The following is a 24,886-nucleotide window of genomic DNA, read 5'->3' on the forward strand; positions in this document are numbered from 1 at the left end:
TCAGCCCGTCGCCGCATCCTGTTCTGAGTCCTGTCCGGAGTCCCGTTCGAGTCCGATCCCTCCACCGGAGGCCTCCTTCGCCGTTCTGCGCGCGATGGCGCGGAGCAGGTGATATCCACCAAGTACCACGATGGTGCCGAACGCGATGCCGGCCAGCGAGAAGTCGCCGGTGACCTGGTGGGAGACCGGGCCGATGGCGAGGATGATGCCCGCGCCGACCGGCACCATGTTGATCGGGTCGGCGAAGTCCACCCGGTTCTCGACCCAGATCTTCGCGCCGAGCATGCCGATCATGCCGTAGAGGATGACCGTGATGCCGCCGAGCACGCCGCCGGGTGTGGCCGCGACGAGCGCGCCGAACTTCGGGCACAGGCCGAACAGGATCGCGACGATCGCCGCGACGTAGTAGGCGGCGGTCGAGTAGACCCGGGTCGCCGCCATGACGCCGATGTTCTCGGCGTAGGTGGTGGTCGGCGAGCCGCCGACCGCGCTGGCGAGCACGGTGCCGACGCCGTCGGCCGCGATGGCCTTGCCCATGTGGGGGTCGACGTCGGCGCCGGTCATCTCACCGACGGCCTTGACATGGCCGACGTTCTCCGCGATCAGGGCGATCACCGCGGGCAGCACGAGCACGACCGCCGACACCTGGAAGGTCGGCGCGTGGAAGTTCGGCAGGCCGATCCAGTCGGCGTCGATCACGCTCTGGAAGCTCACCCGGGGGTGCGTGTCGATCTCGCCGATGCCCGCGTTGAATGCGGTGATGTTCCCGAAGACCTTGTCCACGGCCCAGGACAGGACGTAACCGAAGACCAGCCCGAGCAGGATGCCGATCCGGCCCAGGAACCCGCGGAACAGCACGATGATCAGGAACGTCGCGATCATGGTGATCAGGGCGATCCAGGGGTCCTGCGGCCAGTAGGTTTCGGCCACCACGAAGGCGAGACCGAAGCCGATCAGCATGACCACCGCGCCGGTCACCACCGGCGGGAAGATCCGGTTGATGATCTGGGCGCCGAGGAAGTGGACCGCCACACCGATGGCGATGACCACCACGCCGACGACGAGGATCGCGCCGGTGACCGTGGCGCTGTCGCCTCCGGCCGCGCGGATGGCGACCACGCCGCCGACGAACGCGGCCGAACTGCCGACGTAGCTGGGGATCTTGCCCTGCACGATGAGCAGGAAAATGATCGTCGCGACACCCGACATCATCACGGCGATGTTGGGGTCGAGTCCCATTACCAAGGGGAACACGAACGTGGCGCCGAACATCGCGATGACGTGCTGGGCGCCGATGCCGACCGTGCGCGGCCAGCTCAGTCGCTCGTCGGGCTTTACTACCTCACCCGGCGCCAGGTTTCTCCCGTCGCCGTGTACTTTCCATTTCAGAGCCATATGAAGCCCCTTCGGGTAACGGGCCGTGGGCCGGTGGCCACCCGCACTCGACCGTTTGGGGCACTTTAGGTCTGGCCGTGCCCATAGACATGGGCATGATCTGCCAAACTCAGATGCCCCGCATGCGCAGTACGTGCAGTGCCAGCGTGAGGTTGAGCCGGAGGTGGGCGTCCTCGGTGAAGCTGCCCAGCATGCGTTCCAGCTTCCCGATGCGGTAGCGCAGCGTGTTGTAGTGGAAGTGCAGCCGACGGGCTGTCTCCGCCACGTTGAGGTTGGTGTCGAGCAGCATCTGCAGGGTGCGCCGCAGGTCGGCGTTCTCGGCGTCGTCGTCCCCGGCCAGTGAGCCCAGCGTCTCGCGCACGAACGCGTGCAACTCGCCCGTGTCGTTCACCAGCGACAGCAGCCGGTAGACGCCCAGCTCGTCGAAGTGGGCGACCGCCCCCGCGCCGTGGAGCTGGCGGCCCACCCGCGCGGCCTTCAGGGCCTGGCCGTACGCCCCCGGGATCGCGTCGACCCCGTCGGCGACACGACTGAGACCGGTGGAGAACGTGCCGTCGCAGACGGCGGCGAGCGCTTCGCGGGCGAGCCTGGTCGTGTCCACCGCGGCACCGACGACCGCGACCACCTCGTGTGAGAACCCGGCCACCGCGCCGCGCGGGTCGTGCCTGCGGACGGCCGCCTGCCAGGCGGCGAGCATGCGGTCCTGGACCGGCCGGTCCTCGGCGTCCGGGTCGAGCTCGGCCACCACGACGCCGACCCGGCGCTCCAGGTCCCAGCCGAACCCCCTGGCCCGCTCGGCCACCCTGGTCCCGCCCCGGCCGGTGAGCACGTCCCTGAGGAAGTCGGCACGGTACTTGCTCTCGACCGCGGTGACCGCCTCCTGCCGGGTGATGACCAGGGCGGCGACGGTCGCCGCGCGTTCGAGCAGCCCTATGTCGCTGGGGGTGAGCGGACCGGCCGCGCCGTACGCGATGATCTTGCCGTGGTGGTGGCCCCCGGCGACCACCGGCACCGCGGTGCAGCGCCCGCCGCCGGACGTCCCGCTCTCGCGCGGCACGACCAACTCCTCGCGCAGCAGCGCCACCTGATCGGCCTCCCCCGCCGTGGCGAGGATCCGGCCGGAGATGTCGACCATGGCCACGGCCACCTGAAGCAACCCGGCCACCTCGGCTGCCACCTCGCGCATCCCGCCCCCGGCGAGCACGATCTGCACGAGCGCACGGTGTGCCTCCTCCGCGCGCGCGAGGGTCGCGGCCTGGCGGTTGAGAATGTCGGTGAGCACCTGGTTGAGGATGTCGTCGAAGGCGACGTCGTTGGGAAGCAGGATCAGCGGGAAACCGAGCCGGTCGGCCTGCTCGACCATCTCGCCGGGCAGTTCGTCCAGATAGCGCCCGAGCTTGATCGCCAGCGCGGCCAGGCCGCGTTCGTCGAGATCCGCCACCAGGCGGTCCAGCGACTGCGGGGTGTTGCGCAGCGGATAGCCGGTGGTGAGCAGCAGTTCGTGCGGCTTCACCCAGGCGAGGATGTCCGGCACCTCCATGACGTTGAGCCGCTGGACGATGCGGTCCAGGCCGCTCCGCCCCGCGATCAGCCGGGCCTCCGCGAGAGTCGACACCCCCAGCACCTCGCCGACGGACACTCCGTACAGGATCGTTCCGGTGCTGGCCAGACGCATCGCCGGAGGAGCCGGATCGTTCTTCATGGGCAGATTGTGCCCGACCGACCTTCCTGGCAGGAAGAGCCAAGCATTCGCCGGACTGTTGGCATCTTTCCCCGTACGGGCTCCGCCGGTGGCGCTTTAGCGTCGGCAGCAGATGGCCGAGGTGTCCCGGCCGGCAGGAGGGGAGGTCCGGTGACCGTTGGCACGCGCCCGCGGAGGGTGACGCGGGTGACCGGGGCGGCCAGCGCCGCCCTGCGCTCCACACTGGAGTCGCCGCGCCGGCCCGCCCGCGTGCTGGCGGCCTTCCCGCTCGCGGTCTACCTGGAGGTCAGGAGCGAGGCAGAACCGCACGTCATCGCGGTCGTCACCGGAGAGGCCAGCCGGCTGCCCAACGCGGTCGTGCTGACCGAGCCGCTCGACGGACTCTCCTCGGGCGACGAGGGCTGGGCGGGCGACGGAACCGTCGGGATCGGCGGGCTGGAGGTCGGGGTCCGCCGGTGGTGGGACCCGGCGCCGCCGTTGGGCGCCGCCGATCCGGTACGGCTGCCCGCCGCCCTGGCCGTGCTCGACGAGATCGGCGCCAGGTCGCCCCGGCGGCCGGGGCTGGACCCGGCCGGAGCCCCGGCCCTGCTGGCGCGGGGCTGCCTGTCCGGCTCCCTGGTGGACGGTGTCACGGCCGCCGAGGGACTCATCGGACTCGGCCCGGGACTGACCCCGAGCGGCGACGACATGCTGTCGGGGCTGCTGGTCACGCTGCGGCACCTCGGCCGGGCCGCGGACGCACCCGGTGCCGTGCGGCTGGCCGACTGGCTCGCGGCCGCGGTGACCTACGACGCCCGCACCCGGACGACGCCGATCTCGGCCACCCTGCTCCACTGCGCCGCCCACGGTCAGGCCGGCTCGGAGGTGCTGGGGGTGCTGCGCGGCGTCGCAGGTCTCCAGCCGCTGGAGCCCGCGGTCCACCGTCTGCTCCGCCTCGGCCACACCTCGGGCGCCGACATGCTGCTGGGCATCCGCATCGGCCTGTCCGCCGTCATCGCCGAGGCCGCCCCATCCGAGGCCGTCGTGTCCGGGAAGGAGCGTTCTTGAACGATCTGGTGGAAGTCCGCGCCGGGGTCTACCGCGACTCGGTGAGCCTGATGCGCGTGAGCCGGGCGCTGACCGCCCGGCCGGGGGTGAGCGTCGGCCTCGTCGCGATGGCCACCGCGCTCAACGTCGAGATGGCCCGCGACCTCGGCTTCGCCGTACCCGGCACCGCGACGCCGGGAGACCTGCTCGTCGCGATCAGGGCCGGGTCCGCCGACGACCTGGCGGATGCCGCCGCCGACCTGGAGTCGCACCTGGCCGAACGGGCTTCGGCGGCCGGATCCGGTGGAGCCCGGACCGAGGGGGCGCGGCCCGGTGACACGCTCCCCCGCACCGTGCGCTCGGCGGTCAGATCGGCGCAGGCGTCCGCGACCCCCGCGGCCCTGGCCCTCGTCAGCGTCCCCGGGGAGCACGCCTTCGCCGAGGCGATGGACGCGGTGGCGGCCGGGCTGTCGGTCATGATCTTCAGCGACAACATGCCGATCGAGCAGGAGATCCTGCTCAAGGACCGGGCCCGTGAGCGGGGCGTCCTCGTGATGGGACCCGACTGCGGCACCGCGGTGATCGGCGGCGCGGGCCTGGGCTTCGCCAACGTGCTGCGGCCCGGCCCGGTCGGCGTGGTCGCCGCCTCCGGCACCGGCGCCCAGCAGGTGACGAGCCTGCTCGACCTCGCAGGGGTGGGGGTCGGCCACGTGCTCGGTGTGGGCGGCCGGGACCTGTCCGCCGAGGTCGGCGGACGCTCCACGGTCCAGGCGCTGCGCGCGCTCGACGCGGACCCCGCGACCGAGCTCATCGTGCTGATCTCCAAACCGCCCGCTCCTGAGGTGGCCCGGGCCGTACGGGACCTGAGCCTCACCAAGCCGATCGTCGCCGCGCTGCTCGGGCCGGGCCAGGACGACCTGACGGCAGCGGCCGGGAAGGTGCTCAGCACGCTCGGCGTCCCCGTCCCCGGGTGGCCGCACTGGCCGGCCCCGCGGCCGCTACCGGGCGGCGGGCCGCTGCGCGGGCTCTACTGCGGCGGCACGCTCTGCACGGAGGCGGAACTGATCACGCGGGCGACGCCCGCCCGGGAAACCGTCGAGTTCACCGACTTCGGCGCGGACGAGTACACCCGTGGCCGCGCGCACCCGATGATCGACCCGGCACTGCGTCTTGAGGCGCTCGCCGCCGTGGACCGCGGCGTGGTGCTGCTCGACGTCGTGCTGGGTCACGGCGCCGACCCCGACCCGGCCGCTTCGCTGGCGCCCGAGCTCGCGCGGGCGGCCGTCCGGGGCGTGGCCGCCGTGGTCGCGCTGGTCGGCACCGACGGCGACCCGCAGGGCCTGCGCGCCCAGGCCGCCCGGCTGAACGAGGCCGGCGCCGCCGTGTTCACCTCCAACGCGGCGGCGGCCCGCCACGCCGCGCGCCTGGCCGTACCCCTGACCGGAGGAGCGGTATGACCCTCTCGATGCTGAACGGCGAACCCCATGTGATCACGGTGGGCGCCGAGATCCTCGGCGAGGCTCTGGACCGGCAGGCCGTGCCCAGGACCGGGGTGGACTGGCGGCCGCCGATGGCCGGGGTGGCCGCCGACGTCCTGGCCGGGGTGCTGGCCGACCCGCGCCGTGAGCTCGCCAACGAGACCGCCGTGGGCAGGCTGCTGTCCGCCCGGCCCCGGCTCGTCGGGGTACGACCGGCCCGCGAGGTGCTCGGCCTGGAACCGGGCACGTTCTTCCACGCCGGCCCGCCCATCACCTGGGACCGGGCCTCCGGCCCGTTGCGGGGCGCGCTGATCGGCGCGATGCTCTTCGAGGGCCTGGCCCGCACGCCGGAGGAGGCCGAGGCGGCGCTGGCGGCGGCCACCGGCCCGGACGGGGGCGCGGGAAACGGCCGCGGCGTCACGCTCGACTCCTGCCACCACCATCGCGCGGTCGGGCCGATGGCGGGCGTGGTCAGCCCGTCGATGTGGATGCTGGAGGTCGCCGACGACGAGCACGGCGGCACCGCGTACTGCTCGCTCAACGAGGGCCTGGGCAAGGTGCTGCGGTACGGCGCGTACGGCCCCGAGGTGATCGACCGCCTCCGCTGGATGGGCGAGGTGCTGGGGCCGGCGCTCCGCGCGGCGCTGGAGCGGTGCGGGCCGATCGATCTGCGGTCGCTGACCGCACAGGCCCTGCAGATGGGCGACGAGTCGCACAACCGCAACCGGGCGGCCACCTCGCTGCTGGTCCGCGAGATCGCCCCCGCCGTCGTGGAGGCGGCGCCGGACCGGGCCGCCGAAGTACTCCGTTTCATCAACGGAAACGATCATTTCTTCCTCAATGCGGGAATGGCCGCGGCGAAAGTAAGCGCCGACGCGGCCAGGAACGTTCCCGGTTCCAGCCTCGTCGTGGCCATGGCACGCAACGGGACCGATTTCGGGATTCAGATATCCGGGCTGGGCGACCGCTGGTTCACCGGCCCCGCCGGGGTGCCGGACGGCCTGTACCTCGGCGCGTACGGCCCGGCCGACGCCAACCCCGACATCGGTGACTCCACCATCACGGAGACGACCGGGCTGGGCGGGTTCGCGATGGCGGCCGCCCCGGCGATCGTACGGTTCGTCGGCGGCGACGTCGCGGACGCGGTGACCGCCACGACCTCGATGTACGAGATCACGCTGGCCGAGCACCCGGCGTACCAGATCCCCGCTCTCGGCTTCCGCGGCACCCCCGTCGGGATCGACGTCACACTGGTGGCGCGCACCGGACTGCTGCCGGTCGTCAACACCGGGATCGCCGGGCGCGTGGCCGGGACCGGTCAGGTGGGCGCCGGTCTGGTGAGCCCGCCCGCCGAGGCGTTCACCACCGCACTGGAAGCGCTGGCCGAAGCGCTGAATTCCCCTTGACCGCCAATTGACTCTAGTATCGGTGGTCAGCCTCAGAAAATCCGGCGGTGAATTGGGGACCATTTCTGATGACGACCGATCGCCTGCTCGGTCCGGTAGGACAGGGCCGCCTCATCGGACGGCGTTACCGGCTGCTGTCCCCCGTGGGCCGGGGCGGCATGGGGATGGTGTGGCAGGCCCATGACGTGCTGCTCGACCGTGACGTCGCGGTCAAGGAGCTGATCCTCCCGTTCGGTCTCGACAACGCGGGCATGCAGGCGGCGCACCGCCGCATGCTGCGGGAGGCGCGGTCGGCGGCCCGGCTCAGCCACCCCGGCATCGTGACCGTCCACGACGTGGTCGAGGAGGACGGCCGGCCCTGGATCGTCATGGAACTGGTCCGCGCCTGGTCGCTCGAGCAGGCCGTACGGCAGAGCGGGCCGCTGCCCGTGGTGCAGGCCGCCGAGATCGGCGTCCGGGTGCTCGACGCGCTCCGCCACGCCCACGCCGCCGGCATCCTCCACCGGGACGTCAAGCCGGGCAACGTGCTGCTCACCAGCGACCGCGTGGTGCTCACCGACTTCGGGATCGCCGCCATCGAGGGCGATGTCAGCATCACCCAGACCGGGTTGCTGATGGGCTCTCCCGCCTACATCCCGCCGGAGCGGCTGAGGGGCCGCCCGGTCACCCAGGCGGCCGACCTGTGGTCGTTCGGCGCGACGCTGTACGCCGCGGTGGAGGGCCGGCCGCCGTACGAGGGACCGGACGCGGTCGCCGTGCTCGGCGCGGTTCTGACGCAGGAGCCGAACCGGCCGCAGCGCGCGGGCGCGCTGCTCCCGGTCATCGACGGCCTGCTGCGCAAGAACCCGGCCGACCGCCTGCCCCCCGCGCAGATCGCCGGGATGCTGGAAGGGATCCTGCGCAGTCACGGCGCGGCCGTGACCGGGCACCCGGGCTCCCTGACCTCCATGCCGACCCCGCAGGACTCCACGCCGGCCGGGCTGCTGCCGCCGCTGGACCTCCCGTCCGGGCCGCTGCCTTCGCGCATCATCGAGACCCCGTCGGGTCCCGTCCGCGTGCCGGTCCACCCCGAGGACGCGCGGCCGCACCCGACGCCGACGCCCGGGAACCACACGGCGCAGCCACTCGGGAACACTGCGCAGCCGCCCGGCCCCGACGCGCCGCCGCAGGGCCCGTTGGCCGCCCCCACCCCGGCGGCCCCCGGCTCCCTCACCAGCCCCACCGGTGCCTTCGGAAATCCCGATGCTCTCGGAGGTCCCGGTGTCCTCGGAGATCCCGGCGCGCTGGGGAGCCTCACCGAACCCGCGGCCCCGCCCGCGCGCCCCGCCCCCGCCGTCGGCCGCAGGCGCAAGGAGACACCCGAGCCTCCGCCGCGCAAGCAGGCCTCCCGGTCCTCCATGGTCCTCGTGGCGCTGGCGGCGGTCGCCGTCATCGCCGTGGTCGTCACGTTGCTGCTCACGTTGCTGCCCGGCGACTCCCCCGATGGCTCCCCCCGTGGCTCAGGGAAGGAGACGCCGGGTGGGGCGCGCACCACCGCGGCCGCCACCCCCGCTTCTTCGAACGAGCGGCTCCCGTCGGCGGCGCAGGCGCCCAAGGGCTTCCGGACCCACACCGAAGCCGGGATCTCGCTCGCCGTGCCCAAGGAGTGGACCGTCTCGGTGAAGGAGGGCACCGTCACGTTCTCCGGGCCGAGCGACAGCGGGCAGGCCATCACGGTACGGAAGATCGCCGACGGCGGGCTGGCCGCGCTGCAGACCTCCGAACGGAGCCTGAACGTCGACGACCACCCCGAATACACTCAGATCCAGCTCCGCGAGACGCCCTACCGCTGGCCGGCCGCCGAGTGGGAGTACACCTATATGGACTCCCACCAGGTCACCGTGCACAAGGTCACGCGCTATGTGACCGCCGGGGGACAGGCCTACTCGATCACATTCACCGCGCCCGACTTCGACTGGGCCGAGTCGTCCGCGCCGGTGCGCAAGGCGCTCTGGGACACGTTCACGCCCGCCTGATCGAGCTCACTTGGCCTCGGCATAGCATCGTACGGCCACGGCCTCCATCGGGAAGCGCACGGGGGTCGGGCCGAAAAGCAGCCGGGTGGCCTCCTCGGCCGCCCGGGCGACGGCGGCGCGCACCTCGTCCGCCAGGTCCAGCGGGCAGTGCACCATCACCTCGTCGTGCTGGAAGAACACCAGCCTGGCCGGCTCGGGCAGCAGGCCCCGCAGCACGGCCATGAGCGTGAGCGCCCACTCGGCCGCGGTGGCCTGGACCACGAAGTTCCGGGTGAACCTCCCCCGGTCCCGGGCCGCCCTGCCGCCCTCGGGGCCGGAGACGAGCTCGCGCCAGCGGGCGGACGGCGGTGGGCAGGTGCGGCCCAGCCACGACCTGACCAGGCGCCCCTCCTCTCCCGACCTGGCCGCGTCCGCCACGAAGGCGTATGCCCTGGGGAAGCGCTGCCGCATGACCGCCAGCAGCTTGGGCGCGTCGCCGCTGGTCCCGCCGTACATCGCGGACAGCATCGCGATCTTCGCGGCGTCCCTCGACCCGCCGAACGCCTGAGCCAGCGCGGCGTACAGGTCGATCTCGCCGGCGGCCGCGGCGAGCCCGCGATCCTCCGACACGGCGGCCAGGACCCGGGGTTCCAGTTGGGCGGCGTCGGCGACGACCAGCGACCAGCCGTCGTCGGCCACGACGACCTTGCGCATCACCTTCGCGATCTGCAGCGCTCCCCCGCCGCTGGTGGCCCAGCGCCCGCTCACCACACCGCCCACGACGTACTCCGGGCGGAAACGTCCGCCGCTCACCCACTGGTCGGCCCACGCCCAGCCGTGGAAGCTGTGCAGCCGGGCCAGTTCCTTGTACCGCAGCAGCGGGTCGATCGCCGAATGCTCGACCTGCTTGAGCACGTGGGACCGGGTGGACGTGATCATGATGCCGAGGCCGCGGAAGGCCTTGACGATCTGCTGCGGCGAGTCAGGATTCACCGGATGCCCGAAGGCCGCGGAGACCTCGTCGGCGAGCGCCTGCAGCCGGGCGGGCCGCATGCCGTGGGCCGGGCGGGGCCCGAGCAGCTCGGTCAGCAGCGCGTCGTGGACGTCCTCCCGCCACGGCATGCCGTCATGGCTCATCTCGGCGGCGATCAGGGCCCCGGCCGACTCGGCCGCGACCAGCAGGCGGAACCGCCCGGGGTCGGCCGTCCGGTCGATCCTGTGCCGCTGCTCGGCGAACCTCTCAGCGACGAGAGCGGCCCGCTCGGAGTCCGACGGTCCCACCTCGTCCCCCGGCTCGAAGAGGCTGCCCTGCGTCCCCTGCGTCCCCTGCGTCCCCTGCGGCCCCCGGCCGTACGGCGCCGCCTGGCGCCCTCTCGGCTCCTCGGCGCGGCCCTCTTCGGCTCGGCTCTCATGGGGGCGGCCCTCTGCGGCCAGCAGCAGCGCCTCGGTGAGGGCGACGTCGTGGCAGCGCGTGAGCCGTACACCACGGGCCAGCAGGGCCGGGTAGACCTCCCGCGCGTCCGCCCAGACCCAGCGGGGCCGACCGGCCTCGAGCTCCCGCACGGCCTCAGCGAGGTCGGGCACACGGGCCGGGACGCTTCCTCCCGAGACATCCCCCCTCGGGCCCCGGCCGAGGGGGTGGATCGTCCCGCCGCCGCCCGGGCCTGCCGACACCACAACGTACACGGCTCCAGCGTGCCAGGCGGGACCGACGGTTTCTCAGGTCGTGTCCGGCAGGCACTCCCCGGGCCCGTACCTGTCAGAGGGGGATCTCGACCTCGTCCTCCAGCGGCGGGTCGATCTCCTGGAGGAGGCACCCGGTCGCGGCGTAGCAGCGGATGCGCAGACTGTCGCCGACCACTGAGAGATGCAGGAAGTTCTTGAAGAACGGCGGGGTGTCCCAGTCGGACAGCTCAGAGATCCACCGGTGGAAGAAACGCCCCACGGGCAGATGAAACGGCATCGGCCAGCCGCCGAGCATGCGTGCCGCCCACCGCATCCGGGCGGTCAACCGGAGGTTCGACGCCGGTCGCGGCGGGACGTTGCCGATCTGGCGGGACATCAGCGCCACCCCCTCCTCGGGAGTGACGTAGAGCCCGCGCAGGTGCAGTCGCCTGCTGTAGAGCAGGCTGTAGAAGGACAGCGAGTCCCCGCGCAGGGGATAGCACCGGAACTCGTCCTCTTCGACGCCCCCGACGTCCACCCGGGGGATGGTGTGGGTGGCGTGCGTGAACGCGCCGCCTCCGCCGGAGACGACGTACTGGATCGTCCGGTCGTCCACCCGGATCGGATAGCGCTGGTAGTTGTGCACGTCCCCGCCGATCACTGCCACATAGCGGTTGGCCGGGTCGCGTACGACGTCGTCGACGGTCCCGCCGCCCTCGATGGGGCAGGGATGATGGGCGTTGTTGACGTAGATCGGCTTGCCGGTGATCAAGATTTTGGGCAGGGGCTCGGACGAGACGCGGCGCAGCCACTCACCCTGCTCGCGGTCGAGCGTGCCGTCGATCCCGGTGTCGATACCGACGATCAGCAGCCTGCCCGTGTCCAGCACCCAGTACGGGCCGGGCTGCACGGCCCACCGTCCGTCCCGGTCACGCCGCCCGCGCCGTTCGTACTGCCCGCGCTGCGCAGGGAGGCCGCGCAGCTCGCGGGCCTTCGCCAGCGCGGTTTCGTCGATGGGGTCCGGTTTCTTCCACAGCAGGCCCCGCAGACCCGGGAGAGACGGCCGGAACCCCTGCCGCTGCAGCGCGAGCGGGGGCGCGTCACAGAAGACCCGCATGAATCCGCCGAGCCCGTCGTACCAGTCGTGGTTGCCGGGGACCGCGTAGATCGGCGCGGGGTAATCCTTGTAGGGCCGGAAGAACTTGTCGCAGTACTCGTTGCCCGAGCCCGTCGGATAGATCACGTCACTGGCGATGATCGCGAACGAGGTGCCCTGGCCGATCTTGAGCATGCCTGGCACGACGGCGTACTGCGAGGCGTCGCCCTCGCCGGTGTCCCCCAGGACCAGGAAGGAGAACTCCTCCCCCGCCGCCACGGGAACGCGGAAACCGGGGTCGGCGCCGCGCTCCCGCTGGGCCGCCACCCAGCGTCGGCGCACCTGCGGTGACGGATCACCCAGCCATCTGGCCAGGATCTCGTTTCTCGACCGCCACAGGGTGGTCGGGCGCAGCCAGGTGAAGGTGCTCTGGTTGGGCCGGAGCTTTTCGAACGTGCCGATCTTCTGACAGGCCCACCCGGCCCCCCGCTCCGACACTCGAGACGAATCCTCCATGAGGCAATCTTGATGGTTTCCGGGGGATTGTTTCAGCGAATCCGCATACCTGCTCGCGGCGGCTCCGACGGTGTCCGCTAAGGTTAGACTTACCTAATTCACATGGGAGGGACGGCTACCCAAAATGGCGAACGGCTGCGATCACCCCGCCGCCTGCCACACGGGCGAGGCGCCGATCCTGGCGAGCGCGACCGTCGGGGCCCGCTCCTGGCTGCTCATCGAGCACGCCGGACCGTGGGCGGCGTACGCCGACCAGTGGCGGCTGCCGGCGGCCATGCGCGCGCTGGTCGACCGCGCCACCTCGCTGGGGATCCGGCCCCAACTCATCCGCCGTCCGGGCCGGCGGGACGCACCGGCCGCGCCGCTGCACGTGTTCGTGGCGTCGTCGACGGGAGACGATCCGTGGCTGGCCGAGGGCCTCTTCGAGCACCCGGACGATCTTGACCTGCACCTTCTCGTGCACGGAGTGGTTCCGGAGTCCTGCATACTGGTGAGCGAGCCGATGTTCCTGGTGTGCACGCACGGCAAACGCAACGCCTGCTGCGCCCGCCTGGGGCTACCCCTGGCGAGGTTCCTCGGCGAGAACCTAAGTGGTGAGGTGTGGGAAACCACACATTTGGGCGGCGATCGATATGCCGCCAACCTCGTATGCTTGCCACACGGGCTTTACTACGGCAGCATGTCTCAGGCTGCTGCGATCGCGGCGGCAAACGCGTACCGGCACGGCGAGGTCGTCCTCGACCGTTTCCGGGGACGTGCGGGTATCCCTGAGCCACTGCAAGCCGCTGAGCATTTCGTCCGGTCCCATACGGGGGAGCTCTCGGTCGGCGGGGTGGCCGTGGAATCCTCCCGGTCGGAAGGCGACACCACGGTGTGCGTCGTGCGCTGCACGGCACAGCGTGGATCGTCGCGATTTCGGGTCGTGGTCGAACCCGCGGTGTTCACGACACCGTGCGGTACGGCCTGTGCCGACGAGATCTCGACCTACAGGTTGGCCGAGCTGAGGCAGCTCACCCCGGCACTGACCTGAGGGCTCGACAGAGGCCGGGAACATTCACGGCTGATCCCGGCGTTGGTACCAGGGACGCCATAAGCGTCCAATGCGGCACAAACACGAAATACCTCTCACCGAAGGTGGTTTCCCATGTCTCAGGTACGTCGGCAGCTCGCCCGCCCGCGCCCCAGCTGGGGTTGGCAGGATGATGCCGCGTGCCGGGGAGAGGACCTTGTGCTGTTCTTCGGGCCTGACGGCGAGCGTCAGCCGGAGCGTGACATCAGGGAGCGCAAGGCCAAGGCCATCTGCGCCCAGTGCCCAGTGCGCGCGGAGTGCCTCGACTACGCCCTTTCCCGGCCGGAGAAGTACGGCACATGGGGTGGGCTCAACGAGGACGAGCGCGCTTCCGAGCGCCGTCGCCGCATGCGCCGCGCCGCGAGCGCAGGCATCAGCGCCGTAGCCTGAGCGACGTCTTCCCCCTTCCCCGACACGCCTCGTCATCGTGGGGTGTCCCGTCTGGTACGCACCGTACCCGAACGGGACACCCCACGATCGTTCCTCACGCGCGTCCCAGTAGTTCGAGAACGTCATCGTCGGCGAGTTGGTCGAAACGCTCGTACCACTGCCCCACGGCCCGGAAGCCCGCGGGAGTGGCGACCACAACGACCTCGTCGGCCTCCGCGCGCAGGCTCTCCACGGTTTCGTCGGCGGCCACCGGCACGGCGAGAATGACCCTGCCGTTTCCCTCCTGCATGAATCGCACCGCCCGCACCGCCGCGCGCGCCGTGCCGCCGGTGGCCAGCCCGTCGTCGACCACGACCACGTCGCGATCAGCCACCTCGGGCAGCGGCCGGTCACCCCGGTAGACCCGCACCCGTCTGGCCAGCTCGCGCCGCTCGCGCTCGATCACCGGGGCGACGTCCTCGGGCTCGAAGCCGAGCCGGTACAGCAGTTCGCGGTCGAACACCGGCTCACCGCCCTCGGCGATCGCTCCGACGCCGAGCTCCGGCTGGTCGGGGCAGCCGATCTTCCTGGTGACGAGCACCTCCAGCGGCACCGCCAGCCGTTCGGCCACGGGTACGGCCACCGCCACCCCACCGCGCGGCAGGGCCAGCACCACCGGGTCAGCCAAGGTCATGCCGGACAGGACCTCGGCCAGCAGCGCCCCCGCCTCCGCACGGTCGGTGAACGGCAACCGTACCTGATTCATAGAGCGGTCCCTACCCACTCTCAGGGGCGGTTTCGCCCGGATCGCCGCATTTCCTTATGGATGATCTTCCATTTGCGGGTCTCCTCACTGCGCAGCCGCGCGTCGGTCCGGGTCGCCATCCAGCGCGCCTCACGCCGCAGACGGCGCCAGCTCTCCAGCCGCCGCTCCGGCAGTTCCCCGGACTCCAGCGCCTCCTGTACGGCACAGCCGGGCTCGGCCGTGTGCCCGCAGTCGGAGAACCGGCATCCCTCGGCCAGCTCCTCGATATCCGAGAAGACCAGGTCGACACCGTCGCTCATGTCGTAGAGCCCGACCCGGCGGATGCCGGGAGTGTCGATGATGAGCCCGCCGCCGGGCAGAATGATCATCTCACGGTGGACGGTGGTGTGCCGGCCGCGCCCGTCGGCGGCCCTGACCTGCTGCGTCTCCATGACATCGGCGCCGGCGAGGGCGTTGACGAGTGTCGACTTGCCCGCCCCCGACGGGCCGAGCACCACGGCGGTCCCGGCTGCGGCGGAATGGCCCCCGCTGAGATGGGCGCGGACGAGGTCCACCCCCTCCCCGGTCAGTGAGCAGACCGGGTGGACGTCCACGCCCGGCGCGGCGGCGGCGACATCGGCGAGGAGATCGTCGAGACCCAGATCGAACAGGTCGGGCTTGGTGATCAGGACGACCGGCTGGGCCCCGCTCTCCCAGGCCAGCGCGACGAGCCGCTCGATCCGGCCCAGATCGGCGCTGTGTTTACCCGGGGGGAGCACCCCCCGGACCCCCTCGGGCGGCGCGGAATGCATCGCGGGCTCGGCGACGAACACCACGTCGACGTTGGCCGCGAGCACCTGACCCTGACCGTCGCCGGACAGGCCCCCGCGCGAGTCGCGGCTCACCCCGCCCCGGACGAAGGCGGTCGTACGCGGCAGCACTGCCGCCAGCTCGTAGCGGCCCCCCTCGTCGCCGGCCGCGTCGAGCCGGGCCAGCGCCACCCAGTCGCCCACGCATGGCAGCGCGACGGGATCGTCGGCGGCGGCCCGCCGTACGCGGGCGCCGAACCTCACATGATGCTCGCCGCCCGCCGAGAGGACCTCGGCAGCGCCCCTGTGGACGCGGGCCACCCGGGCGGGAACGGTGCCGTCGGGGAGCAGGGCCTCGAGCCGGTCGTGCCAGCCGAGCAGAGACAGGTCGAAAGAAGAAGACATCGGTTGAAAGCACCCTTCGGAAACCGGGTGTCCAAGCGAGATGTCGAAGGCTAGGCGGACACCCGGGAGTTGACGGACGGCGTGGTCGTCAGAAAGACCCGCATAGTCCTCACCTCCCCAGTCGGCGGCCGCGCCCATCGCGGCGTCTGCCCGAACAGTAACAGCCCCCTCACCCACCCCCGCAACTCATTTTCCCCCACCCATTCCCACCCCCTGGCCGTGATCTTGTAGTCGGATCGCCACTGCAAGATCACGGATGCTGTTAGGCGGTCGCGGGCATCATGCCGGTCTGTACGGCCTGGTGCTGTACGGCCTGGGCGTACCGTTCGAGGAGGATCGTGGCGAGTTCGGGGGCGGGGCCGAGGACGTCGGCGACTCGGTACGCCCCGGCCAGGAGGGTGTCCTGCCGCACCTTGTCGGAGAAGTGACCCGGCGCGAGCAGATAGGGGGCCACCACCACCCTGGGGGCTCCGGCGCGCCTGAGCCGTATCACTTCCTCGGCCGGGGTGGGCGCGGCGGCCGAGGCGTAGGCGGCGGTGACCGACCACCAGGGCCGCAGCCCGGCCCATCGGCGGGCGAGGCGGCCGACGACGGCGTTGGCCCGCGCGTCGCTTGATCCGGCGGAAACCAGGACCACGGCGGTGCCCGGATCTCCGACCTCCACTCCGGCCTCGGCGAGACGGCGTTCCAGTGCGGTGACAAGCAGCGGGTGCGGGCCCAGAGTCGCGCCGAGGTGGACGCGCAGCCGCGGCCGACGCACCGACGCCTCGCGCAGCGCGGCGGGGATGTCGACGCGGCTGTGGTAGGCGGCCGTGAGCAGCAACGGGAGGACGGCGGCCTCGTCCAGGTCGGCCAGCGCCCGGGCCGGGGCCGGGGGCGTGTGGTCCAGGTAGGCGGCCCGCACCTCCAGACCGGGACGGGCGTGCCGCGCCCGGTCCAGCAGGGCCTCGACGGTGGCGGCGGCGCGCGGGTCGCGGGACCCGTGCGCCACCGCGATCAGAGGTGGATACCGCATTCGATCTTGCCGAGGCCGGCCCAGCGGCCGCTCCTCGGGTCCTCGCCCGGCTCGACGCGGCGGGTGCAGGGGGCGCAACCGATCGAGGGGTAGCCGTCGTAGTGCAGCGGGTTGATCAGCACGCCGTTGTCGGCGATGTAGTTGTCGGCGTCGGCCTGCGTCCAGGCGGCGATCGGGTTGATCTTCACCATCTGGCGGTTGGCGTCCCACTCCACCACCTTCGTGTTCGCCCGGGTCGGCGACTCGTCGCGGCGGATCCCGGAGATCCAGGCGAGGTACGGCTCGAGCGCCCGGTTGAGCGGCTCCACCTTGCGCAGGTAGCAGCACAGGTCGGGGTTGCGGCCGTACAACCGGGGGCCGAGGTCGCGGTTCTGCTCCTCGACCGTGCGCGACGGCTTCACGTTGATCACGTTGACCTTGTAGACCGCCTCGACCGCGTCCCGCGTGCCGATGGTCTCCGCGAAGTGGTAGCCGGTGTCCACGAACAGCACGTCCACGCCGGGCTTGACGCGGCTCACCAGGTCGATCAACAGTGCGTCGCTCATCGAGGAGGTGAGACAGAGCCGGTCGCCGAACGTCGCGGCCGCCCAGCGGATGATCTCACGGGCGGGTGCGTCCTCGAGGAACCGGGCCGCCGACTCCACGATGCCCTGCAGGTCGAGCGTCGCGCGCTGCCGTTCCAGTCCGGCCTCGATCGCCATCAGTGTCACCGCTACTCCACTCCTCACGCGTGCTGGACATTGCTGCTCATAACGGGCGACGGACGCCGAGGCCGAGGAACCGCACCCGGAACGCCCGGGCGCAGGATCGGCAGTACCAACCGTGGCTCTCCTCCTCGGTGACGTAGGGCTCCAGGTCCTCCTCGCCGCAGTAGGGGCAGTAGAAGGGGACGGCCCGTTCCGTACCGGGGGCGCTCACCGGAGATCGGCCTCGTCTGCCCGCCGGACCCACTCGCTGAAGCTCTCGCCCTCGTCGCGCTGCTTGGCGAAGTTGCGCACGACCCGCTCCACGTAGTCGGGCAGTTCCTCGGTGGTGGTCTTGAGCCCGCGAACCTTGCGGCCGAAGCTCGAGTCGACGCCGAACGAGCCACCCAGGTGGATCTGGTAGCCCCCGACCTGCTCGCCCTGGTCGTTGACCACGAGCTGGCCCTTCAGGCCGATGTCCGCCGTCTGGATGCGGGCGCAGGAGTTCGGGCAGCCGTTGATGTTGATCGTCAACGGCTCCGTGAAGTCCGGCAGGCGGCGCTCCAACTCGTCGATCAGCGCGGACGCGGCGTCCTTGGTCTCGACGATCGCGAGCTTGCAGAACTCGATGCCGGTGCAGGCCATCGTCTGGCGGCGGAAGGTGGACGGGGTGACCCGCAGGTCGGCGGCCTCCAGTTCGGCGACGATCGACTCCACCCGGTCGGGCGCGACGTCGAGGATGACCATCTTCTGCTCGATCGTGGTCGCCACCCGGCCGGAGCCGTGGCGCTCGGCGGCGTCGGCGATCCGGTGCAGCAGATCGCCGCTGAGCCGGCCCACCCGGGGGGCGAAGCCGACGTAGAAGTTGCCGTCCCGCTGCGGGTGTACGCCGACGTGGTCGCGCCGCTCGCCCCTCGGCGCCGCGGGAGCCGGGCCGTCGGGCAGGTCGTACTTGAGGTACTCGGTCTGCAGCACCTCGCGGAACTTCTCCGGTCCCCAGTCGTTGACCAGGAACTTCAGCCTCGCCCGGCTACGCAGCCGCCGGTAGCCGTAGTCGCGGAAGACGCCGGTGACCCCGGCCCACACCTCCGGAACCTGCTCGGGGCGGACGAAAACGCCGAGCCGCTTGGCGAACATCGGGTTGGTCGAAAGGCCGCCGCCCACCCAGAGGTCGAAACCGGCCTCGCCTCGCTCGTCGACGACGCCGACGAACGAGATGTCGTTGATCTCGTGCACGGTGCAGTGCGCCGCGCAGCCGCTGATAGCGGTCTTGTACTTGCGCGGCAGGTTCGAGAACTCCGGGTTGCCGATGTAGCGCTCGCGGATCTCCCGGAGCTGGGCCCTGCCGTCGATCGCCTCGTCGGCGTCGATCCCGGCGAGGGGGCAGCCCAGCATCCCACGGGGCGTGTCCCCGCAGGCCTCGGTGGTCGACAGGCCGACGGCCTCCAGCCGCGCCCAGATGTCCGGCACCGACTCGATGTCGACCCAGTGGAGCTGGATGTTCTGCCGGTCGGTGACGTCGGCCGTACCCCTGGCGTACTCGTTGGAGATGTCGGCGATGACCCTCAGCTGCTCCAGGCTGAGCTGGCCGCCGTCGGTGCGGACCCGCATCATGAAGTAGCGGTCCTCGAGCTCCTCCGGCTCCAGGACTGCCGTCTTGCCGCCGTCGATGCCTGGCTTGCGCTGCGTGTACAGGCCGTACCAGCGGAACCGGCCGCGCAGGTCGGACGGGTCGATCGAGTCGAAGCCCTGCTTGGCGTAGACGTCGATGATGCGCTGACGGACGTTGAGCCCGTCGTCGTTCTTCTTGTTCTCTTCTGTCGCGTTCAGCGGCTCACGGTAACCGAGAGCCCACTGGCCCTCACCGCGTTGGCGCTTGTGGTGGCGGTTCGCCGGGCGGGCCGGGGTGCTCATGGGCGCGTCCTTTTCCGAGAATCGATGTCGGATCGGTCCCGGGCGCGACGCAGGCGGCCGCCCGCCTCGTCATCGAAGGCGGGGCAGGAAAGAAGACGCCAGGCGTCGCGCCCGAATGGAACAGCGGAGGGCGGCGGTCAGCCGGCGTCGATACAGATCGCGCTGCGGACACGCTGGAGGTCGACGTGGCGTCGCACGACGAGCAACGGGTCCGCTGGCATGTCACAAACGATACCCGGGAGGTCCAAGATGTCCAAGTTCCCGTCCAGCATGCGGACGCCGATCACGAGACACGTCAGGTTCTCGTCCCGGCGGCCTCACCCCTGGCGGACCCAGTTCGCCGGGGGCTCGACATGGCCTTCGTCCATGGGCTCCTTGTGCTGGCAGTCGCACCACGAGCCGCCGCGGCAGTCCTCGTGCCTGCGGTCCTTACACGCTTCGCAGATCATCGTGCCGCCTCCTCTCCCGAGCATTCCCGCCTGCCCCCTATCCTGGGCGTCTGGCACGTTTCTCACACCGGTTGGGTGCGTATTGATCTCCACGGACGCGTCGGCGCGCACGCGGCGAACGCCGAGGCATCTGTCACGCCGGGGAATGACGGCGGCCAGGGCCGGCTTGACCTGGGTCAGGGAGACCAGCGTCTGGGCCCTGGCGAAGGCGACCACGATCGCCGGAATCAACTACCGGGTCACCGGCCTCGCCGGCGAGGCGGCGTTCTTCGCGCTGCTGTCGCTGCCGCCGTTCGTGCTCGGGTTGCTCGGCGTCATGGGCCACCTCAGTGGTCTGCTGGGCGACCAGACGGTCCGGGACATCCGGCGGTGGGTCATCGACCAGTCGGAACTGCTGTTCACCCACAACACCGTCGAGCGGGTGGTCGAGCCGCTGCTGTCGGACGTGCTCACCGGCGGCCAGGTCTCGCTGATCTCCGTCGGGTTCCTGTTATCGCTGTGGTCCGGCTCCCGGGCGCTGTTCGTCTACGTGGACCTGATCTCCATCGCGTACGGCCTGGGCGAGGAACGGGGGATCATCCGCACCCGCGTCATGTCCTTCGGGCTCTACGTGGCCGCGCTGCTGATCGGCCTGATCGTCATGCCGATCCTCGTCATCGGGCCCACCCTGCTGTCCAACGCACTGCCCCGGTACGAGGTCGTCGTGACGGTCTTCTACTGGCCGGTGGTCGTGGTCGGCTCCGTGCTGATGCTCACGCTGCTCTACCACGTCAGCGTGCCGCACCGGACCCGGTGGTGGCGCGAGATCCCGGGGGCCGTGCTCGCCCTCTTCATCTGGATCCTCTGCGCGGCCGTGTTACGTGAGGTGCTGGCCGCGTGGTTCACCCCGCTGTCGATCTACGGCTCGCTTGCCGCCCCCATCGCCCTGCTGCTCTGGCTCTACATCACCGCGCTCGCCGTGCTCATCGGGGCCACCCTGAACGCCGAGGTGGACCGCCTGTGGCCGTTGAACGGCAAGGCCCGGCACGACCACAAGCCCGGCGACGCGTGATTTCCGGCTCCTGAGCCGGACCCGGCGCTCCGACGAAGGACCCTCGGATAGTGTTAAAGGCACCGCGACTGGCGCTGTGTGCCCCCAGGGCACGGGTAACAGGTGGGGCACCACCGGGGAGCGAGTCAGCGGCGGCCGTGCGCCTGGGTCGCCGTCCTCGATGAAGTGTCGATGGAGAAAGAAGGCGCCATGGCCGAGAACTCGCTGAACGTCGTCGACCCTGAGATCGCCGAGCTCATCAGGGCGGAGGAGCGGCGGCAGACCGACACGGTCAAACTGATCGCCTCGGAGAACTACGTCTCGAGGGCGGTCCTGGAGGCCACCGGGACCGTTCTGACCAACAAATACTCCGAGGGCTACGCCGGCAAGCGCTACTACGAGGGCCAGCAGGTCATCGACAAGATCGAGACGATCGCCGTCGAGCGGGCCCGGTCGGTCTTCGGAGTGCGCCACGCCAACGTCCAGCCCTACTCCGGCTCCCCCGCCAACCTCGCGATCTACCTGGCGTTCCTCAAGCCCGGCGACACCGTGCTCGGCATGGGCCTGCCGTTCGGCGGTCACCTCACCCACGGCTGGTCGGTGTCGGCCACCGGCAAGTGGTTCAACCCGGTGCGGTACGGCGTGCGCAGGGACACCGGCCGGGTCGACATGGACGAGGTGCGCGCCCTCGCGCTGGAGCACCGACCCAAGCTCATCTTCTGCGGCGGCACGGCCATCCCGCGCACCATCGACTTCCCGGCGTTCGCCGAGATCGCCCGCGAGGTCGGCGCGGTGCTCGCCGCCGACATCGCGCACATCGCGGGTCTCGTCGCCGGCGGCGCGCATCCCTCGCCGGTCGGCCACGCCGACGTGATCTCCACGACCACGCACAAGACGCTGCGCGGGCCGCGCGGCGCGATGCTCATGGCCGACTCCGACGAGCACGCCACGGCGCTCAACAAGGCGGTCTTCCCCGGTCTGCAGGGCGGCCCGCACAACCACACCACCGCCGCCATCGCGGTGGCCCTGAACGAGGCGGCCCAGCCGGAGTTCAAGGCGTACGCCGCGCAGATAGTGAAGAACGCGAAGGCCCTCGCCGACGAACTGCTCGCCCGCGGCTTCGACCTGGTGTCGGGGGGCACGGACAACCACCTGATCCTGATGGACCTGACGCCCAAGGGCATCGGCGGCAAGCCGGCCGCCCAAGCCCTCGACCGGGCCGGTCTGGAGACCAACTACAACGCGGTGCCGTTCGACCCGCGCAAGCCGTTCGACCCGTCGGGCATCCGCATCGGCACCCCGTCGGTCACCTCACGCGGCATGGGCGAGGCGGAGATGCGTCAGATCGGCACGTGGATGGACGAGGTGGTCACCGCGGTCGCCAAGGGCGAAGCGGAGGCCGAGGACGTGATCGCCCGGGTCCGCCGCGAGGTCACCGAACTGACCGCCCAGTTCCCCGCCCCCGGCCTGTCCTGACATCAACGGCCCTTTCCGCCTCCGTGACCGACTAAAAGATCACTGAGGTGGAAGGACCGCGACCGCGGTGGTCAGCGGCGGGGGCCGCCGTACGGGGGTGACGGCGGCGACGGGGGCTCCGGCGGGTAGCCGCCGCGGCGCACCTCACGCCAGTTGTCCCGGGCCTCACGGCGTGCCTCGCGGGCATTGTCCCTGACGTCCCGGCGTATCTCGCGGACACTCTCACGGACCTCGCGCAGCATGTCGCGACGCGCCTGCCGGTCGTACTCCAGTGCGTGACGGATGTTGTGCTCGATCTGGTGGCCGATCTCGTGACGGCGCTCCAGCCACCAATCGGTCCACGCGCCCAGGGCGCGCTTGATCGGTTCGGCCCGGGAGTCCCCGATGACCTTCACCTCGCCCATCACCACCCAGGCGTTCACCCTGACCACGGGCGCGTTGCGACCAGTCGGCGGCTCAACGGCCTGGACCTTCTTCTCTCCCATGATGGCGAAGCCGGAGAGCTCGACGTCGACACCGTCCGGGACGATGATCTTCACAGTGCCCATCACGCAGGTGACCGCGATGTCCACCTCGGGAGTGCGCACCTCGGCCTCGCGGAGGTCGATCGTGACATCGCCCATCACCGCGGCCGCGCCGATCTCCTGATCGATGCGCCACTTCCCCTTCCGCTTCTCGCTGCTCATCACCGCGACGATCCACTTGCGCACCCGGCCCTGTGGCCGGGCGGGCTGGGCGGAGGGGGTGAACGCCGGGCCGGCGGCCGGGGCCGGGGCTCCGCCGGGGAGATCAGCGGTCAACTGCGCCAGCTCGGCGTGGGTCCGGGCGAGATAGGCCGCCTCGGTCCGTTCGGTCAGCTCGGCGAGGGTCAACCGCCCCTCGACCGACGCCTCCCGCAGCTTTTCCACCACAGACTCGCGTTCGGCGTCGGAAGCACGCATTCCACCCGGATCATTCACGATGTCTAAGGTAACGCCATCATGCGCGCGCTCCCATCCTCCCCGGGAACGATTGTGCGGGCATGTGTGAGCATGGAAGGGTGACCCGGAGCAAGCTTCTTGACGCGGTGGCGGGGGGCGACGTGGCGCGGGTGGAGGCCATGCTGCGTCCGGACATCACCCTGGACACCGCCCGGAACACCGTCCTGAACCCCGCCCAGGGAACGACACCGCTCTACCACGCGGCCGTCACGGGAAATCACGAGATCGTCCGGCTGCTCCTGGAGTACGGCGCCGACCCGGACCAGCCGAGCGGCGGCGAGGACGAGGGGCTTCCACTGTGCGCCGCCGCGTGCTGGAACCACGCGCAGACCGTGCAGGCGCTGCTCGACGGCGGCTGCGACCCCGACGCCCGGGAGCACGGCGGCTGGACCGCGCTGCTGTGGGCCTCTGCCAACGGTCACCTGGAGTCCGCCGACGTCCTGCTCGATGCCGAAGCCGACCCGGACGTGACCGACGACGACGGGGACACCCCCCTGACTCTCGCGTCGCGCTTCGGCGCGTACGGAATCGTCTGGTCGCTGCTGGAGCACGGCGCCGACCCCTCCCTGCCCGGCTCCGGGGGTCAGACCCCGCTGGAGATCGCCAGGCGGTGGGCGTCGGTGGACCTGGAGAGCGCGATGCGTGAGGAGGTCGCCGCCCAGGTGGAGGAACAGCGCGCGGAGGAACAGCGCGCGGAGGGCGGCCACACGGTGGTGACGGCCGGGTGCGCGGCCCCGGACGGCACCCGTCTGATCACGGTGGAGGCGTGCCACCCCGAGGGTGGCGGCTTCGCGATCAGCCGGCAGTACGGCCACGCCGCGATCGCGACGCACCTGGAGATCGTCCTCGGCATCCGCCCGCCCGTCGCGGAGTTACTCGAACGCGTTACGCCGTACCGGGATATCGACGAGGAGGACGAGACGTGGTGGGCGGCCGTGCAGGCGCTGCGGCGGCGGCATGACGACGAGACGTTCGAGGCGGCGTCGCGGCTGTGCGACAGCGCCGACCCGGTGGAGCGCGAGTTCGGCGCCGACGTGCTGGCCGAGTTCGGCCAGGACATGGAGCACGATCCCTATCACGAGCGCGCCTTGGCGATCCTGCGGGACATGGCCCGTCAGGAGAGTGACCCGCGGGTCGTCGAGGCCGTCCTGCACGCGTTCGGCCACCGGGCCGACGAGCGGGCGTTTCCCGAGGTGCTGGGCATCGTCAACCTGCCTGGGCGGACGCCCACGGTGAGCGACCCGGTGGCGCTCGCCGCCGTCCTGCCGCCGGACGACGAGGAGGGGATCGCCGCGCTCGTCCGGCTGAGCGAGGACGCCGACCCCAAGGTACGCGACTGGGCCACCATGGGCATCGCGGGACTGGCCGCCGACACCCGGCGGATCAGGGAGGCTCTCGCCGCCCGGCTGGCGGACAGCGACCTGACGACGGTCGCGGAGGCCGCACTCGGCCTGGCCGGACGGGGGGACCGGCGGGCCATCGGCGGAATCCACCGGGTGCTGTGCGAGCCGAGCGGCGGTGGGCAGAGCAGGCGGCAGACGGGCGATCTGGAGGGCGAGCGCGGCTACGCCCGCGACCTCGTCCTGGAGGCGGCCGCCGAGCTGGGACTGGAGATCCGCGAGGCCGGGATCGCCGGCACCGGAGTTCCGTGACCCCCTGAGTTC

Annotated in this window: 22 protein-coding genes and 1 riboswitch; of the genes, 9 read left to right on the forward strand and 13 right to left on the reverse strand. The window is 71.3% G+C overall.

From position 1 onward, the window contains the following. Positions 1 to 1,395: a uracil-xanthine permease family protein gene (locus ACFHYQ_RS14470; protein WP_394301647.1), complete on the reverse strand. Its 1,395-nt coding sequence runs from the start codon at positions 1,393 to 1,395 to the stop codon at positions 1 to 3. Between the two features lie 109 nt (positions 1,396 to 1,504). Beyond that, positions 1,505 to 3,097 carry a PucR family transcriptional regulator gene (locus ACFHYQ_RS14475; RefSeq protein ID WP_394301648.1) on the reverse strand — a complete coding sequence of 531 codons (1,593 nt, stop codon included), beginning with the start codon at positions 3,095 to 3,097 and terminating at the stop codon, positions 1,505 to 1,507. A gap of 150 nt (positions 3,098 to 3,247) precedes the next feature. Here ACFHYQ_RS14475 and ACFHYQ_RS14480 point away from each other — a divergent pair, with 150 nt between their 5' ends. The 4 genes from ACFHYQ_RS14480 (at position 3,248) to ACFHYQ_RS14495 (ending at position 9,022) form a co-directional block, all read left to right on the forward strand. Further along, positions 3,248 to 4,144, forward strand: a complete 897-nt coding sequence (locus tag ACFHYQ_RS14480) for an oxamate carbamoyltransferase subunit AllH family protein (protein ID WP_394301649.1) — start codon at positions 3,248 to 3,250, stop codon at positions 4,142 to 4,144. After that, positions 4,141 to 5,580, forward strand: coding sequence for an AllF/FdrA family protein (locus tag ACFHYQ_RS14485; RefSeq protein ID WP_394301650.1), 1,440 nt, complete (start codon positions 4,141 to 4,143; stop codon positions 5,578 to 5,580). Before ACFHYQ_RS14480 ends, ACFHYQ_RS14485 begins: the two co-directional genes overlap by 4 nt. Next, the gene (locus ACFHYQ_RS14490) at positions 5,577 to 7,007 is read left to right on the forward strand and encodes a YlbE family protein (RefSeq protein WP_394301651.1); all 1,431 of its coding nucleotides are present in this window, start codon (positions 5,577 to 5,579) and stop codon (positions 7,005 to 7,007) included. Before ACFHYQ_RS14485 ends, ACFHYQ_RS14490 begins: the two co-directional genes overlap by 4 nt. Before the next feature lie 68 nt (positions 7,008 to 7,075). Continuing rightward, entirely contained in the window at positions 7,076 to 9,022 is a 1,947-nt protein-coding gene (locus ACFHYQ_RS14495) for a serine/threonine-protein kinase (protein WP_394301652.1), read from the forward strand. 6 nt (positions 9,023 to 9,028) lie between these two features. On the opposite strand, the gene ACFHYQ_RS14500 is transcribed toward ACFHYQ_RS14495, so the two are convergent. Then, positions 9,029 to 10,687, reverse strand: coding sequence for a bifunctional 3'-5' exonuclease/DNA polymerase (locus tag ACFHYQ_RS14500; protein WP_394301653.1), 1,659 nt, complete (start codon positions 10,685 to 10,687; stop codon positions 9,029 to 9,031). A 73-nt stretch (positions 10,688 to 10,760) separates the two neighbouring features. Next, the gene (locus ACFHYQ_RS14505; protein ID WP_394301654.1) at positions 10,761 to 12,278 is read right to left on the reverse strand and encodes a metallophosphoesterase family protein; all 1,518 of its coding nucleotides are present in this window, start codon (positions 12,276 to 12,278) and stop codon (positions 10,761 to 10,763) included. Positions 12,279 to 12,402: 124 nt separating this feature from the next. Here ACFHYQ_RS14505 and ACFHYQ_RS14510 point away from each other — a divergent pair, with 124 nt between their 5' ends. Both ACFHYQ_RS14510 and ACFHYQ_RS14515 read left to right on the forward strand, forming a co-directional pair. Then, the gene (locus tag ACFHYQ_RS14510) at positions 12,403 to 13,308 is read left to right on the forward strand and encodes a ferredoxin family protein (RefSeq protein WP_394301655.1); all 906 of its coding nucleotides are present in this window, start codon (positions 12,403 to 12,405) and stop codon (positions 13,306 to 13,308) included. Between the two features lie 114 nt (positions 13,309 to 13,422). Beyond that, positions 13,423 to 13,737: a WhiB family transcriptional regulator gene (locus ACFHYQ_RS14515; RefSeq protein WP_076434697.1), complete on the forward strand. Its 315-nt coding sequence runs from the start codon at positions 13,423 to 13,425 to the stop codon at positions 13,735 to 13,737. A gap of 94 nt (positions 13,738 to 13,831) precedes the next feature. Here the strand turns inward: ACFHYQ_RS14515 and ACFHYQ_RS14520 are convergent, their stop codons facing one another. From ACFHYQ_RS14520 to ACFHYQ_RS14555, 8 genes are all read right to left on the reverse strand, one after another. Further along, on the reverse strand, positions 13,832 to 14,482 hold the full coding sequence (locus ACFHYQ_RS14520) for a phosphoribosyltransferase (RefSeq protein ID WP_394301656.1): 651 nt from the start codon (positions 14,480 to 14,482) through the stop codon (positions 13,832 to 13,834). Positions 14,483 to 14,502: 20 nt separating this feature from the next. Beyond that, positions 14,503 to 15,675 (reverse strand): ribosome small subunit-dependent GTPase A, encoded by a 1,173-nt coding sequence (gene rsgA, locus ACFHYQ_RS14525; protein ID WP_394301657.1) that lies wholly within the window; start codon positions 15,673 to 15,675, stop codon positions 14,503 to 14,505. A gap of 262 nt (positions 15,676 to 15,937) precedes the next feature. Beyond that, on the reverse strand, positions 15,938 to 16,690 hold the full coding sequence (locus ACFHYQ_RS14530) for a sirohydrochlorin chelatase (protein ID WP_394301658.1): 753 nt from the start codon (positions 16,688 to 16,690) through the stop codon (positions 15,938 to 15,940). After that, positions 16,672 to 17,391 carry a phosphoadenylyl-sulfate reductase gene (locus ACFHYQ_RS14535; RefSeq protein WP_394301739.1) on the reverse strand — a complete coding sequence of 240 codons (720 nt, stop codon included), beginning with the start codon at positions 17,389 to 17,391 and terminating at the stop codon, positions 16,672 to 16,674. The genes ACFHYQ_RS14530 and ACFHYQ_RS14535 overlap by 19 nt, the downstream gene beginning before the upstream one ends. Positions 17,392 to 17,437: 46 nt before the next feature. Continuing rightward, a complete protein-coding gene (locus ACFHYQ_RS14540) occupies positions 17,438 to 17,608 on the reverse strand; it encodes an Insertion element protein (protein ID WP_204017179.1) in 171 nt (56 codons plus the stop codon). Then, positions 17,605 to 19,287, reverse strand: a complete 1,683-nt coding sequence (locus tag ACFHYQ_RS14545) for a nitrite/sulfite reductase (protein ID WP_394301659.1) — start codon at positions 19,285 to 19,287, stop codon at positions 17,605 to 17,607. The genes ACFHYQ_RS14540 and ACFHYQ_RS14545 overlap by 4 nt, the downstream gene beginning before the upstream one ends. 137 nt (positions 19,288 to 19,424) lie before the next feature. Then, positions 19,425 to 19,559: a putative leader peptide gene (locus tag ACFHYQ_RS14550; RefSeq protein ID WP_394301660.1), complete on the reverse strand. Its 135-nt coding sequence runs from the start codon at positions 19,557 to 19,559 to the stop codon at positions 19,425 to 19,427. A gap of 45 nt (positions 19,560 to 19,604) precedes the next feature. Further along, a complete protein-coding gene (locus tag ACFHYQ_RS14555) occupies positions 19,605 to 19,736 on the reverse strand; it encodes a hypothetical protein (RefSeq protein ID WP_394301661.1) in 132 nt (43 codons plus the stop codon). A gap of 145 nt (positions 19,737 to 19,881) precedes the next feature. Here ACFHYQ_RS14555 and ACFHYQ_RS14560 point away from each other — a divergent pair, with 145 nt between their 5' ends. After that, a complete protein-coding gene (locus tag ACFHYQ_RS14560) occupies positions 19,882 to 20,787 on the forward strand; it encodes a YihY/virulence factor BrkB family protein (protein ID WP_394301662.1) in 906 nt (301 codons plus the stop codon). 54 nt (positions 20,788 to 20,841) lie between these two features. Beyond that, a riboswitch (ZMP/ZTP riboswitch) is annotated at positions 20,842 to 20,943 on the forward strand. Between the two features lie 15 nt (positions 20,944 to 20,958). Further along, positions 20,959 to 22,242 carry a serine hydroxymethyltransferase gene (glyA, locus tag ACFHYQ_RS14565; RefSeq protein WP_394301663.1) on the forward strand — a complete coding sequence of 428 codons (1,284 nt, stop codon included), beginning with the start codon at positions 20,959 to 20,961 and terminating at the stop codon, positions 22,240 to 22,242. 71 nt (positions 22,243 to 22,313) lie between these two features. On the opposite strand, the gene ACFHYQ_RS14570 is transcribed toward glyA, so the two are convergent. Beyond that, positions 22,314 to 23,201, reverse strand: coding sequence for a DUF1707 domain-containing protein (locus tag ACFHYQ_RS14570; protein WP_394301664.1), 888 nt, complete (start codon positions 23,199 to 23,201; stop codon positions 22,314 to 22,316). 80 nt (positions 23,202 to 23,281) lie between these two features. Here ACFHYQ_RS14570 and ACFHYQ_RS14575 point away from each other — a divergent pair, with 80 nt between their 5' ends. Beyond that, positions 23,282 to 24,874 carry an ankyrin repeat domain-containing protein gene (locus ACFHYQ_RS14575; RefSeq protein ID WP_394301665.1) on the forward strand — a complete coding sequence of 531 codons (1,593 nt, stop codon included), beginning with the start codon at positions 23,282 to 23,284 and terminating at the stop codon, positions 24,872 to 24,874. The last annotated feature ends 12 nt before the right edge of the window (positions 24,875 to 24,886 follow it).

Origin of the sequence: Sphaerimonospora cavernae (assembly GCF_042435035.1) — a bacterium.
Classification (GTDB): domain Bacteria; phylum Actinomycetota; class Actinomycetes; order Streptosporangiales; family Streptosporangiaceae; genus Sphaerimonospora; species Sphaerimonospora cavernae.

What these genes read in the sequence shown, in the direction of transcription:
- ACFHYQ_RS14560 (WP_394301662.1), top strand. Translation starts at nt 19,882, where the DNA reads ATGACGGCGGCCAGGGCCGGCTTGACCTGGGTCAGGGAGACCAGCGTC.
- ACFHYQ_RS14470 (WP_394301647.1), bottom strand. Translation starts at nt 1,395, where the DNA reads ATGGCTCTGAAATGGAAAGTACACGGCGACGGGAGAAACCTGGCGCCG.
- ACFHYQ_RS14535 (WP_394301739.1), bottom strand. Translation starts at nt 17,391, where the DNA reads ATGGCGATCGAGGCCGGACTGGAACGGCAGCGCGCGACGCTCGACCTG.
- rsgA (WP_394301657.1), bottom strand. Translation starts at nt 15,675, where the DNA reads ATGTCTTCTTCTTTCGACCTGTCTCTGCTCGGCTGGCACGACCGGCTC.
- glyA (WP_394301663.1), top strand. Translation starts at nt 20,959, where the DNA reads ATGGAGAAAGAAGGCGCCATGGCCGAGAACTCGCTGAACGTCGTCGAC.
- ACFHYQ_RS14520 (WP_394301656.1), bottom strand. Translation starts at nt 14,482, where the DNA reads ATGAATCAGGTACGGTTGCCGTTCACCGACCGTGCGGAGGCGGGGGCG.
- ACFHYQ_RS14550 (WP_394301660.1), bottom strand. Translation starts at nt 19,559, where the DNA reads ATGCTGGACGGGAACTTGGACATCTTGGACCTCCCGGGTATCGTTTGT.
- ACFHYQ_RS14490 (WP_394301651.1), top strand. Translation starts at nt 5,577, where the DNA reads ATGACCCTCTCGATGCTGAACGGCGAACCCCATGTGATCACGGTGGGC.
- ACFHYQ_RS14515 (WP_076434697.1), top strand. Translation starts at nt 13,423, where the DNA reads ATGTCTCAGGTACGTCGGCAGCTCGCCCGCCCGCGCCCCAGCTGGGGT.
- ACFHYQ_RS14475 (WP_394301648.1), bottom strand. Translation starts at nt 3,097, where the DNA reads ATGAAGAACGATCCGGCTCCTCCGGCGATGCGTCTGGCCAGCACCGGA.
- ACFHYQ_RS14510 (WP_394301655.1), top strand. Translation starts at nt 12,403, where the DNA reads ATGGCGAACGGCTGCGATCACCCCGCCGCCTGCCACACGGGCGAGGCG.
- ACFHYQ_RS14505 (WP_394301654.1), bottom strand. Translation starts at nt 12,278, where the DNA reads ATGGAGGATTCGTCTCGAGTGTCGGAGCGGGGGGCCGGGTGGGCCTGT.
- ACFHYQ_RS14555 (WP_394301661.1), bottom strand. Translation starts at nt 19,736, where the DNA reads ATGATCTGCGAAGCGTGTAAGGACCGCAGGCACGAGGACTGCCGCGGC.
- ACFHYQ_RS14495 (WP_394301652.1), top strand. Translation starts at nt 7,076, where the DNA reads ATGACGACCGATCGCCTGCTCGGTCCGGTAGGACAGGGCCGCCTCATC.
- ACFHYQ_RS14530 (WP_394301658.1), bottom strand. Translation starts at nt 16,690, where the DNA reads ATGCGGTATCCACCTCTGATCGCGGTGGCGCACGGGTCCCGCGACCCG.
- ACFHYQ_RS14545 (WP_394301659.1), bottom strand. Translation starts at nt 19,287, where the DNA reads ATGAGCACCCCGGCCCGCCCGGCGAACCGCCACCACAAGCGCCAACGC.